Below are 12664 nucleotides of genomic sequence, written 5' to 3' on the forward strand. Positions count from 1 at the left end.
ACCGCAGGTCAGCGCATCGAACTACGGCCGGGGCAGGGCTGCGTATCTGGCCAGGTGGTGGTCGCTGGGGCCGAATTCGTGTTCGATGGCGGTGAGGCGTTTGAAGTAGTGGCCGATGGCGAGTTCTTCGGTCATGCCCATGGCGCCGTGTAACTGGACGGCGTTCTGGCCGATGAAGCGGGCGGCGCGGGCGATGGTGACCTTTGCGGCGGAGACGGCGCGGGCCCGGGTGGGGGTGTCGGCGTCGAGGGAGTGGATCGCCAGGTAGACGGCGGCGATGGCTTGTTCGAGTTCCATGTACATGTCGACCATGCGGTGTTGCAGCACTTGGAAGCTGCCGATGGGCTGGCCGAATTGCTTGCGCTGCTTCACGTATTCGAGGGTGTCGGCGAGTACTTTGCGCAGGCAGCCGACAGCCTCGGCGGCGGTGGCGGCGATGGCCTCGTCCACAGTCGGTTCGATGGCGACCCAGGCTGTCCCCTCGACGCCGAGCAATGCGTCGGCGGGCAGGCGGAAGTCGGTGAAGACCAGGTCGGCGGCGACGCGGTCATCGATGGTCCGGTACGAGTGCATCTCGATACCGGCCGGCGGGTTGTCCACGTCGAATGCGTTGTGGAACAACGAGATACCGTGCTGGTCGCGGCGATTGCCGGCGGTGCGCGCGGTGATCAGCAGGTGGGTCGCCAACGGCGCGCTGGTCACCACCGTCTTGGTGCCGTCGAGCACCCACGAATCACCTTCGCGCCGTGCGGTAGTCGACACGTCGTGCAGGGTGTAGCCCGAAGTCGGTTCCTGGGCAGCGAAAGCGGTGCGCACGTCGCCGGAGACGATCTGCCGCAACAGCGCGTCGGCCTGCTCACCACCGGACCGGTTCAACAGCCCGGCCCCGACTACCACCGTGTCCACGAACGGCTCGACGACCAGTGCCCGGCCGAGTTCCTCGGCGATCACCATCAATTCGACCGGGCCGCCGCCCATCCCGTCGACCCGTTCGGGCAGGGTCGCGCCCAAAATGCCGAGCTCGTCGGCGAATCCGCGCCACACGGCGGGCTGCCAGCCCGCGCCCACCTTGGCCGCATGGCGGCTCTTCGCCAGGTCGTAGCGGGCGCCGAGGAATCCGGCGATCGCGGTGCGGAGCAGTTCCTGCTCGTGGGTAAGGGTGAAGTCCATCAGAGCCCCAATGCTGCTTTGGCGAGGATGTTTCGCTGAATTTCGTTGCTGCCCGCGTAGATCGAGCCTGCCCGGTCGTTGAAGTAGCGCAGCGGCGCGACGGCCTGCCATTCCTCGCCACTGCGGTAGTCGTCGGCGGGCGGGGTGAATTCCGCGATCGGCCCACCCGGTGCGGTGGCGTGCGGCTGGTAGACCCGCCCGCGCGGACCGGCGGCGGTCAAGGCCAGCTCGGTCAATTTCTGACTCAGCTCGGTGGCCAGAATCTTCAGCATCGAGGAGGCCGGTCCCGGATTCTCGCCGCGCGACATCGCCGAAATCGTGCGGTACTCCAGGATTTCGAGCACCTCGGTGCGAATCCGCGCCTCGGCGAGTTTCGCCGCGAACGCCGGATCATCGATCAGCGAATTACCGTCCGGCCCGGTCTGTTCCGCCGCCTCGACGGCGATCTCCTGCGCCATCGCCTGCAAGTACGGCGCCATCGCCCCACCACGCTCGTGCACGAGCAGGTATTTCGCGACCGTCCAGCCTTCGTCGATCTTGCCGAGCACGTTGCTCTTCGGCACCCGGACATTGTCGAAGAAGACCTGGTTCTGCACCTGCTCGCCGGAGGTCATCACCAGCGGCCGGATCTCGATGCCGGGCGTGCGCATATCGATCAGCAGGAAGGTGATACCCTGCTGCTTCTTGCCCGTGCGCGAGGTCCGCACCAGGCAGAAGATCCAATTCGCCTCGGTCGCATGGGTGGTCCAGATCTTGCTACCCGTGCACACGAGGTCGTCGCCGTCCTCGACGGCCGCCATCGTCAGCGATGCCAGATCGGACCCGGCCTCCGGCTCCGAATACCCCTGGCAGAAAAAGACTTCGCCGGTCAGGATCCGCGGCAGATAGAACGCCTTCTGCTCCGGCGTCCCATACGCGATGATCGCGTGCGCCACCATCTTGATCCCCATCGGCGACAACGCGGGCGCCCCCGCCAGCGTCGACTCCCGCGTGAAGATGTAGTGCTGCGTCAAACTCCAATCGCACCCGCCGTACTGCACCGGCCACGCGGGCGCCGCCCACCCTCGCTCATGCAGAATTTGCTGCCACGCCATGCTCGCCGCGTGGTCCGGATACACGCTGGTGGCCAGCCGCCCCGCCCGCCGCAACTCCGGCGTCAGCTTCGCCGCCAGAAACTCGCGCACCTCGTCCCGAAATGCCAAATCCGCCGCTGACCAGTCGTAATCCATCTGCCCTCCCGGAGGGTGTGCGCAGTACGTCGACGCCGACCAGGGGCCCAGACGCGACAAAAACCTGTGTATTTCCCGCCACTGTAGCAAACTGAAGTCACCTGCCAGCACTTAGTTGCGCACCGTATGAAACCCCCCGCGCCGAGTCCCCGATCGAGGCGTTTGCACGCAAGGGCGACGCCCCTCTTTCGGCACTGCCCCGATTCGATGGCACACAGCGCAGCGAAAATGGCGAATTTTGTTGTGGTGAAAGAGGTTCGGAGGGCCTAAATTGGGTCGGTTCTGGATCGAGAGGGAATCATGGGTAACGGCGTGGTCGACGGGGTCGGCATGAATGTGGTGGGGTTCGTGATCAGCGGGATCGATGAGCCAGCGCTGACCGATGTGCCGGCCGAGAGCGACGACGGCATCATGCAGGCTTGGGGGCAGGTGTTCCGGCGGCGGCGGGTGCCTGCCGAGAGCGTGGTGGCGATTCACGCGGAATGGGCGCCGTCGGCCGCCGATCACGAGTTCATGACGAGAAACTTCCCGAACCTGGGCAACGTCACCTTCACCTTCGAGCGCCCGGAGCCGGATGGGTGGCCCGCGGCGCTCGCGCATGCCGCGATCGTTCGCGAGACGGCGCTGCGCCGGGCGGCCGCCCAGGACCTGCTCCCGGCCTTCGATGCGGACGGCGACCAGGACGCGCCCGAGCGGGTATTGATTCCGATGCTGCGGATGGTGCAGCTGCCGCCGCCGATGTCGGCTTCACGCGCACTGATTCCCAACCAGCTCTATCTCCTGGCCGCCCGGGTCGCACCGACACCGCGCGGGACGTTGAGCATGAGCTGGGTGTTGCGGAACCAGGTCGACAGCGGCGAGGTCGACTTCGATGCGGCCCTGGCCGAAGCCTTTTCGAATCTCTCCGACGGCATGCGCATCGGCGTCGGTGAATCCGCAAGCGGCGCCGACCGACTCCTCTTCTTCGAGGGGACGACGACCACTTTCATGCCGGCCGCCGCGATCGCGATGCCGAACTTCCACGATCTGCTGGTCGAGCACCTCGGCGGCGAGCGTTTCGTCGCGGGCATCTCCTGCCATGACAAATTGCATGTGGTGCGGGCGGATTCGGGGTGGGTCGGTGACCTGAAGCGCATGGTGTTCGCCGACGACCACAACGAAGAGGACCTCGTACCGACGCTACTGCTGGTCGAGCGCGACGGAATCAGCATCCTCGAGCAGAACGGCACCCCACTCATCTGAGACTAGCAATCCTCGACCGCGGCCTTGACGTAGCCGACGGACTGATAGAGGTAGTCGTAGGCCCAGCGCGGCACTGACAGCCGGGGTTCGGGGTCGACGAAGAGAAGTTCACCGGCCCAGCACTTTCCGAGGATGTAGCGGGCGCGGGAAATGTGCGGGGTGAAGGTGACGACGATGACGCGCTGCCAACCGCCTGCCCGGGCCAGGCGAGCGAGTTCGCGGCCTTCGCCCCGGGTGGTCCTGGGCGAGGGGTCGAAACAGATCACCTCGAAGGTGTAGCTACCTCGGCAGATTCGGTTGATCATGACGCTGTTCTCGTACGGGTCGGAGATCAGGATGCGCGGGGCGAACCCCTCGGCGGCAAGTCGAAGGCCCAGTTGTTCACGTCCGTCGTGCGCTCCACCGAGGACGAGAACGGCGTCGGCCGGGGCGGGGGGATCGGTGCGGGGACGGACGTAGACGGGCCAGAGGGCAACCCCGGCTACGGCGAGCACGACGACGAGGACCAGGCAGGCCCTGACCCATCGGCGACGTCGCATCCGATCAATGCTAGCGACATATTCGCAGGTCAGGGCCGCCGGTACGGGATCTGTCGCCACATGTACACCTACCGTTGCCGTGACCCTTGCCTCGGTGACGTGGTGCGGCCACCGGCGGGGCTTATCAATCGATCATGCGATGCACAGTCTTCGGAACCGGGTACCTCGGGGCCACGCACGCAGCGTGCATGGCCGAGCTCGGGCATGACGTCATCGGGGTGGATGTCGACCCGGGCAAGGTCGCGAAGCTGTCCGATGGCGTGGTGCCGTTCTACGAACCGGGTCTCGAGGACGTGCTGCGGCGCAACCTCGACACCGGCAGGCTGCGCTTCACCACCTCCTATGCCGAGGCGGCGGCGCACGCCGACGTGCATTTCCTCGGGGTGGGGACGCCGCAGAAGAAGGGGGAGTACGCCGCCGACTTGAAATATGTGCACGCCGTGGTCGATACCCTCGCGCCGCTGCTGGAGCGTCCGTCGGTGATCATCGGCAAGTCGACCGTGCCGGTGGGCACGGCCGCGGCGCTCGGCACCAGGGCGCGCCGGTTGACCTCGACCGATGTCGAGGTGGCCTGGAACCCGGAGTTCCTGCGCGAGGGCTTCGCGGTGAAGGACACGCTGCGCCCGGATCGTCTTGTGCTGGGGGTGGATCGGGCGCGGCCGGGCGCTGGCTGGGTCGAGGACATGGTGCGCGAGATCTACGCGGACCTGATCGCCGACGAGGTGCCGTTCCTGCTGACCGATTTGGCCACTGCCGAATTGGTGAAAGTCTCGGCGAATGCCTTTCTGGCAACCAAGATTTCGTTCATCAACGCGGTATCGGAAGTGTGCGAGGCGACCGGCGCCGACGTGACGATGCTGGCCGACGCGCTCGGTTACGACGCCCGCATCGGACGCCGATTCCTCAATGCCGGACTGGGTTTCGGCGGCGGTTGTCTGCCGAAGGATATTCGCGCCTTCATGGCCCGCTCCGGTGAACTCGGCGCCGACCACGCGGTGGCATTCCTGCGCGAGGTCGACAACATCAACATGCGCCGCCGCACCAAGGTGGTGGACATGGCCGCCCGCGCCTGCGGCGGTTCGCTGCTCGGCGCGAATGTCGCGGTGCTCGGCGCGGCGTTCAAACCGGAATCCGACGATGTTCGCGATTCGCCCGCGCTGAATGTGGCGGGCATGATCCAGCTGCACGGCGCGGTGGTGACGGTGTATGACCCTAAGGCGCTGGAGAATTCGCGCCGGGTGTTCCCGACCCTGAACTACGCGACCTCGGTGGCGGAGGCCTGTGAGCGAGCCGACGTTGTGTTGGTGCTCACCGAATGGGACGAGTTCACGGCGCTGCGCCCGGAGGATTTGAATAGGGTAGTTCGGACAAAATCCATCATCGACGGGAGGAATTGTCTCAATCGTGCCAACTGGCGGGCGGCCGGATGGGTGTACGCGGGACTCGGTACGCCGTAGAGTTGCGTCGCGAAGGCGGGGACTACTGCCGGACGATTAGTCCTGCCGTAGGCACGGTCGCTCTTCGACGGTATGGTCCGGGGAGCGGGCCTTCGCGCGGGCTCGCATGTCGTGAAGTGTGAACGAGATGGGCAGCTGATGAGTTCGGTACTGGGAGTTTCGGTGGGGGCCGGCGCTGTCCGTATGGCGCGGCCACACACCGGGAACCCCCACGGCCACGTCGAGGCGCACTCGTTCGATCTGCAGACCATTCCGGTTGCCGACCAGACCGTGGAGGAGCTGGCCGCCGAGGCCGTCGGCGTCACGCTGGAGACCACCCCGGACATCATCGCCACCGCCATCGCCTACCGCAGCGAGCAGCACGCCCGCGCGCTCCGCGCCGCCATGGCACGCCAGCAGCTGACCAACTACGAACTCGTCCCCGAGGTCGTCGCCGCGCTCGAATTCGCCCAGTCCACCGGCGATATTCGGGGCATCTCCTCCCTGGTCGTCTACGACCTGGGCAGCTCCGGACTCACCGTGAGCGTGGTCGACACCCAGTCGCGTGAGGTCCGCTACAGCGAACGCACCAGCGATATCAGCGGCGACTACCTCGACTCGCTGATCCGCGAACAGCAGATCGCCTCCGGCCGGATCGCGCACCCGCCGGACGCGGCGGGCCTGGCCGTCCTCGACGGGCTGTGTCGCGAAGCCAAGGAGCAACTGTCCTCCAACACGGCCGTCGCGCTGCCCAGCGAACAGGGCCTGGTGCTGCTGGCGCAGGAGAACTTCGAATCGCTGATCATGCTGGCGATCGAGTCGTCGGCCCGGATGGCCCGCGACGTGATCACCCGCTCCGATCGGCCGGTACACGGCGTGCTCGCGATCGGCGGCTGCGCGCGGATTCCGCTGGTAGCCAGGGTCCTCGAACGATGGATGGGCGTTCCGGTGATCGTGCCGGAGAGCCCGGAGACGGTGATCGCCCGCGGCGCGGCCCTGCTGGCCCGGCCGGTCGTGCCGGAGCCGGTGGTCAGTGCCGCGGCGATGGACGCCGAGCTGTCCCCCGCCTGGTTATCGGCCCCGCCCAAACGCCGCAAGCGCGAGATCAGCGGCGCCGTGCTCACCGTCAGCGCGCTCGCGGTGGTCGCCGCGATCGGGCTCGGGCTCGGCTACGGTCCGCAAGTGCTGCAACGCGATTCACACAGCGAAGGCTCGCCGTCGACGCCGACGACCAGCGCGCCGCGCACCACCACGCACGACCCGCAGATCGCGGTCGCACCCGCCACGCCGACGGAGACCGCCGCGGAGTCGATCGCCGCGCCACCGCCGCGCCGCCCGACCTCGGAAGCCCCGCCGCCGCCCGCGCCCGGGCCGAACACCATTGTGGTGCCCGGCCTTCCGCCGATCGTGGTCCCCACGATCCCGCCCGAGGTCTTCCCCTTCCCGCCGCCGCCTCCGCGCTAGACCAGCCGGGACGGTTCGACTCCGCGGCTGCCGTCATCGCCGCACACTTTTTGATGTGCTGCACCGGAAATCGCATGCGATTGGCTCTGCGGAACATCAGAAAGTGCGCGGGACGTCAAACCGTGTGCGGCACCCTGCGAACGTGCGGGGCCCTCTGAACGTGCGGGACCCTGCGAACGTGCGGAATCGGCAGTGGGCGTACGGCTCGTTCGGGACGTGCGACACCGGCTGGCGCGCGCGGAATCAGTTGCGTGCGTGCCGGGCTCGACGCGGCGGCGCCGCCGGCTTCCCCCGCTGACCGAATGGGCGAGCGAGCATGACGGCGATGCCGGTGGTCAGCGGGACGGACAGGGCCAGCGCGATACCGCCGACGGACGAGCGGGCGATCTCGATGGCGACCGCGTCACCGGTCAGCACGTCGCGAATGGAGCGACCCGCGACGCTGAACAACAGCAGCAGCGGCAGCGCGCCACCGGCATAAGCGAGCACCAGGGTGTACACGGTGCTGGCGATATGGTCCCGCCCGACCCGCATGGCCGCCGTGAAAACCTCACGCCGACTGGCGGACTCGTCGATCGCCGCCAGCTCGAACGCGGCCGAGGCCTGCGTGATGGTGACGTCGTTGAGTACGCCGAGCGAGCCGATGATGAACCCGGCCAGCAGCAGCCCGGTGATGCTCACGTGCTCCAGGTAGGTGGCGACGTTGGTGTTCTGCTCTTCGGACAGGCCCGTCAGATGCGTGATCTCGATGGCGACCCAGGACAGCACCGCCGCGACGACCATCGAGGTCAGCGTGCCGAGCAGCGCCGAACTGGTGCGCAGATTAACCCCGTGCGCGAGATACAGCACGGCATAGAGGATCAAGGAGCCCGCCACCAGCGCGACCGGAATCGCGGGCTTGCCGTCCAGCAGCGCGGGCAACATGAACATCACCAGCACGGCGAAGGCGAACACCAGCCCGAGCAGCGCGCGCAGGCCGCGCCAGCGCGCCACCACCACGATCACCACGACGAAGACCACGAAGATCAGCGTCAACGGAAAACCGCGTGCGTAGTCCTCGAACGAATACATCGGGGTGCCGCTGGGATCGGTCTGGCGCACCAGCCGGATCTCGTCCCCGGCGCGCAGGTCGGGTTGTCCTGGGCCGGGCGGGATTTCGAACAGCGTCTTGTTGCCCTGGTGCGGCCCGGACTCGATGGTGATCAGGCTGCGCTGGCAGGTGTAGGCGTTGTTGCGCGGCGGCTCCGGCTTCTCCACGAACACCTTGCCGATCGACGTGCTGCCGCACGGACCGACGTCCTGCATGACCACCGTGCCCGCCTCGGTCTGCACCGCACCGCCGCCCGCGTTCTGCATGGGCAGCGGGATATCGATGTGCTGTTTGTCCGGCCACAGCATGACCGTGCCGAGCAGCACGAGGGCACCGATGACGGTGAGCAGTCCGACGACAACGCGTGCGGCGGTGTCACCGATCGCGATCGGACCGGAGTGGTCGTGGTGATGATGATGGTCGCTCATGACCGCGCGGGGCTCCTACCCTGTCCGTCGTTGCACTGGGGGCGTTCCCCAGCGGGCAGGAACGGCTGTGCGCCCCGAGTCGGCTGCCCGCGACCGAGCTTAAAGGATTTCATTTTCAAAAGCGCCGCGGCGAACGGAAAGGCGGGCGGGAGTCGGCCGGGTGGCCGGGTGGCCGGGTGGCCGGGTGGCCGGGAAAGGGTTCGGAGGGGGCGGCGGAGAGCAGGGGGATGTCTCCGCCGCCCACAGGCCGGCGGCCCAGGGGGGTAGGCGGCCGAACCCAAGACCGGGTTAACCCAGGGGGGTAGGCAACCCGGCCGGGCACTCGAAAGTGCCAAGTCCTACTGTACACAAAAGTACTTCTAATGCGCTAGCTAGTCTCCAAACTTCGCGTATATCCATACATTCGGTCGGTTTATCCGCTAGAAGCGGGGCGGCGCGGTGGCCCGGCCGGGTCGCAACTCTATTGGCGATAGCTCGACAAGAAGTTGCCGAAGCGCTCGATGGCTACCGCGAGATCCCTGGCCCACGGCAGCGTCACGATCCGCAGGTGATCATGGTTGGGCCAGTTGAAGCCGGTCCCCTGCACCATCAGGATCTTCTCCTGCAGCAGCAGATCCAGGATCAGCTTCGAATCGTCATGGATCTCATGCACATTCGGATCCAGCCGGGGGAACGCGTACAGCGCGCCCTTCGGCTTCACGCACGACACACCGGGAATCATGTTCAGCCGCTCCCACGCGACGTCGCGCTGCTCCAGCAGTCGCCCGCCGGGCAGGATCAGATCCTCGATGCTCTGATGCCCGCCGAGCGCGACCTGAATCGCATGCTGCGCAGGCACATTCGGGCACAGCCTGGACGAGGCGAGCAGGTCGATACCCTCCAGCAGACCCGACGCGTGATCCTTCGGGCCGGTGATGGCCAGCCACCCGGCGCGGTAGCCCGCCACCCGGTACGCCTTGGAGAGACCGTTGAAGGTCAGGCACAGCAGATCGGGCGCCACCGAGGCCAGCGAAATATGCTTGGCGTCGTCGTAGAGGATCTTGTCGTAGATCTCGTCGGCGAGCAGCAGCAACTGATGCTTACGCGCGATATCGACGAGTTGCTGAAGAATTTCCGCAGAATATACGGCGCCGGTCGGATTATTCGGATTGATCACCAGCAGAGCCTTGGTCTTGTCGGTGATCTTCGATTCGATATCGGCGATGTCGGGCTGCCAGCCGCTGGACTCGTCGCACAGGTAATGCACCGGCGTGCCACCGGCCAGGCTGGTCATCGCGGTCCACAGCGGATAGTCCGGCGCCGGGATCAGCACCTCGTCACCGTTGTCCAGCAGCGCCTGCATGGTGATGGTGATCAGCTCGGAGACACCGTTGCCCAGATAGACGCTGTCCACGTCCAGCTCCGGGAATCCGGGCACCAGCTCGTACCGGGTGACGATCGCGCGCCTGGCCGACAGGATGCCCTTGGATTCGGAGTAGCCCTGGGCATATGGCAGCGCCGCGATGATGTCGCGCATGATCACATCGGGGGCTTCGAACCCGAACGGCGCGGGGTTGCCGATATTGAGCTTGAGGATGCGATGACCCTCGGCCTCCAGCCGTGCTGCCTGCGTGTGTACCGGTCCACGAATCTCGTAGACGACGTTCTGTAGCTTCGTGGACTGCTCCAGCACGCGCGGCGGGCGATGCGGTAGATGACTTGGGCTCACCCGTCCCATGGTGCCATCCGCAGCAAATGGATAAACCGCCGCTCGCCGTCAATTGCCGATATTTCACTAGGTGGTGATGGACGGCGCTCGGCGATGTGATCAGTACCTCAGGAAGGGGAGTTGCCAGGAGGTATCCCCTTGGCGGCCGTGGTGCCGCAGAATTCCTCGAGCCGCTCGTCCAGGAACCGCGCTTCGACCGCGTCGCGGAAATCCGGGCCCGCGATCCGCCTGCGCACACCGGTCAGCCGCGCCTCCAACTGCGCGAGGCGCTTGTCCTCGGCCAGACCGAGCACCGGCTGCAGCGCCTCGGTCGCGCCGTCGAGGCTGCCGTTGATCAGATGCGCGGCGGCGCAGTCGACCCGGGCCAGCGATTCGGCACCGTAGGACCGTTGCTCCGACGGACCGCTCGCGTACAGATCGATGGCGCGCTGGGTGGCGGCCAAGGCGAGCTCGGCCTCCCCGAGATGGATGTAGGTGGCGCCCGCGTAGTACTGCGCCTTGGCGTCGTTGAAGCCGAACACCCCACCCACCTCGTCGTGCAGGGTGTCGGTTTCGGACACCTCGCGGGCATCGTCGGCGGCGCGGATGCAGCGATCCGCCTCCGCCGAACTGCCCAGCCGGGACCAGATCCGGGCCTCGATATTGAGCAGCCGCACCTTCGCCGTCGCCGACTCGGCGAACTCCTGCCCGCTCTGCGCCAGCAGCACGCCGCGGCGTGGCCGCTCCGACCAGTACTCGATCAGCGCGTGCATGCCACGGGTCCAGGCCCGCAACCCGTTGTGGCCGCACAGTTCGGAGTAGGCCCAGGCCGCTCTGATCTGTTCACCCGCCGAGTCGTAGTAGCCGAGATCGGTACTGGCGTTGGCGAGCAACCCGGACAGGGTGCCCGCCAGCAGGTACAGATGGCTGGTGTCGACCGGCCGTTGATGCCCCTCCAGCAGCCGGTAGACGCGCCGCCGGACCCGCAGCATCTCGACCATCATCGGCACCGGGGGCACGTGCACATAGTCGTTCGCGATGCGCGTCACGTCGGCATCGAGTTGCTCCAAGGTGGTAACGCCCAAGTTTGTGCTCTCCGCGTGGCCAGCGTGCTCGCTGGCCTCATGGGCAGCCGCCATGATCAGATCCCTCTCCGAAATCGCTGCTAACGCATCACCTCTCATCGCACCGGCGTCTATGAGAGCCAAAAGTTCCGCGTCGCTCGAATAGTGGACGCGCGCCGAGGTATCGGCGGACGCATCGATTCCAGGCGGGGTCGGGCGGTCGGCCATCGATGGGTCGATCATGGCCGCAAACCGTGCCCGCACAACGTCGTCCGACCTGGCCAGGGAGGTATCGAGAGCGGCTTGATTGATCGGACGTGGATGGACGCGGACGCCGCCGGCCTCCCACTTCGACACCAGGCGTTCGTGCACCCCGAGGTGTGCCGCGAACTGCCTGATGCTCATGCGCTTGGCATCGCGAAGGGCACGGGCCTCTTTACCTGACCATTGCCGGACCACGATGTCATCCCTTCCGAAAGAACTCTTTCCCAGGGTACGAGGGGTTTGTGAGCACGGCTACATACGAAACAGAGCTGGTATCAGAGGCAGCGGAAAGGCAGCAGAAGGCGGGCGTGCGGGCAATACCGAAACCGGGCCGCGACCGGGACCCTTGAGCAGGGAGGCAAGGAGTTCGCCGTGAATGTGGAGAAACTCAGGACTGTTGACGATTGGGTTGCGTTCTATCGGCACGAGTTCGGGCTACCGGTGACCGAGCGTGGCGGCTTCGTCATGCTGCCGATCACCGGCCGCGTTTGCGTTGTCCACTTGCCTACCGCCCGTGCCGAAAAGGTACGGGCCGCACTGGATCAGCAAGGGGCCAGGGGGCCCATGCTGGCCAGGCAGATCCGGTGGAGCTTTCTGGCCGAACCGGACAGCAGGCCGGGAACGCAGGTGTTAGAGGTGCTCAACCGCCTCGACATCGGCATTCCCGCCATCGGCAGCGCCGTGATGTTGCCGACCGGCCTCGGCCGGTGGACCCGGGAAGGGTGCTTCTGGGTAACACCGCCGAGGCGCGGCGACACGCTGCCACCGCTATCCGTCATCATCACGACGGCGCTGGCGGTGGGGGCGGGCGGCGGGGACTGATCACGCGCCGCGATCGGTTCCCGTTGCCGCCCGGCGCTTTACCGGACCGAATCCGCCCCACTTTCGGCAGTCGACGGGGCGGACTCGGGCCGGTGCCACCGGCATCCCCTGCGCTGAAGCGAGCCATGGCGAGGAAGTCGCTTTAGTGTTGTGGGATGGGTGGTGATCGGCTGAGCGACCTGCGCGGGACGTATCAGGTGCGTGCGCACCAGATCGTTCCCGCGTCGGC

Annotated in this window: 10 protein-coding genes; 4 read left to right on the forward strand and 6 right to left on the reverse strand. The window is 66.7% G+C overall.

The window, feature by feature from the left end:
- Positions 1-21: 21 nt before the first annotated feature.
- Positions 22-1170, reverse strand: coding sequence for an acyl-CoA dehydrogenase family protein (locus IBX18_RS03110; RefSeq protein WP_194832222.1), 1149 nt, complete (start codon positions 1168-1170; stop codon positions 22-24).
- The gene (locus IBX18_RS03115) at positions 1170-2399 is read right to left on the reverse strand and encodes an acyl-CoA dehydrogenase family protein (protein WP_194832223.1); all 1230 of its coding nucleotides are present in this window, start codon (positions 2397-2399) and stop codon (positions 1170-1172) included. The genes IBX18_RS03110 and IBX18_RS03115 overlap by 1 nt, the downstream gene beginning before the upstream one ends.
- Positions 2400-2699: 300 nt before the next feature.
- On the opposite strand from IBX18_RS03115, the gene IBX18_RS03120 reads away from it, so the two are divergent.
- Entirely contained in the window at positions 2700-3641 is a 942-nt protein-coding gene (locus IBX18_RS03120; protein WP_194832224.1) for a hypothetical protein, read from the forward strand.
- Positions 3642-3643: 2 nt separating this feature from the next.
- On the opposite strand, the gene IBX18_RS03125 is transcribed toward IBX18_RS03120, so the two are convergent.
- The gene (locus IBX18_RS03125; protein ID WP_194832225.1) at positions 3644-4180 is read right to left on the reverse strand and encodes a YdcF family protein; all 537 of its coding nucleotides are present in this window, start codon (positions 4178-4180) and stop codon (positions 3644-3646) included.
- Positions 4181-4314: 134 nt separating this feature from the next.
- Here IBX18_RS03125 and IBX18_RS03130 point away from each other — a divergent pair, with 134 nt between their 5' ends.
- Together IBX18_RS03130 and IBX18_RS03135 are read left to right on the forward strand one after the other, a co-directional pair.
- Positions 4315-5637: a UDP-glucose/GDP-mannose dehydrogenase family protein gene (locus IBX18_RS03130; RefSeq protein WP_194832226.1), complete on the forward strand. Its 1323-nt coding sequence runs from the start codon at positions 4315-4317 to the stop codon at positions 5635-5637.
- Positions 5638-5775: 138 nt separating this feature from the next.
- Complete coding sequence (locus tag IBX18_RS03135; protein ID WP_228540276.1) at positions 5776-7080, forward strand: Hsp70 family protein; 1305 nt, start codon at positions 5776-5778, stop codon at positions 7078-7080.
- Positions 7081-7323: 243 nt separating this feature from the next.
- Here IBX18_RS03135 and IBX18_RS03140 read toward each other — a convergent pair whose 3' ends face one another.
- From IBX18_RS03140 to IBX18_RS03150, 3 genes are all read right to left on the reverse strand, one after another.
- Entirely contained in the window at positions 7324-8598 is a 1275-nt protein-coding gene (locus IBX18_RS03140) for a YibE/F family protein (RefSeq protein WP_194832227.1), read from the reverse strand.
- A gap of 460 nt (positions 8599-9058) precedes the next feature.
- Positions 9059-10315, reverse strand: a complete 1257-nt coding sequence (locus IBX18_RS03145) for a pyridoxal phosphate-dependent aminotransferase (protein ID WP_194832228.1) — start codon at positions 10313-10315, stop codon at positions 9059-9061.
- A 98-nt stretch (positions 10316-10413) separates the two neighbouring features.
- Positions 10414-11754: a DNA-binding transcriptional regulator gene (locus IBX18_RS03150; protein WP_194832229.1), complete on the reverse strand. Its 1341-nt coding sequence runs from the start codon at positions 11752-11754 to the stop codon at positions 10414-10416.
- A 231-nt stretch (positions 11755-11985) separates the two neighbouring features.
- Here IBX18_RS03150 and IBX18_RS03155 point away from each other — a divergent pair, with 231 nt between their 5' ends.
- Complete coding sequence (locus IBX18_RS03155; RefSeq protein ID WP_194832230.1) at positions 11986-12435, forward strand: hypothetical protein; 450 nt, start codon at positions 11986-11988, stop codon at positions 12433-12435.
- Positions 12436-12664 lie beyond the last annotated feature (229 nt).

The sequence above is a fragment of the Nocardia sp. XZ_19_369 genome (genome assembly GCF_015355715.1).
Lineage (GTDB): Bacteria > Actinomycetota > Actinomycetes > Mycobacteriales > Mycobacteriaceae > Nocardia.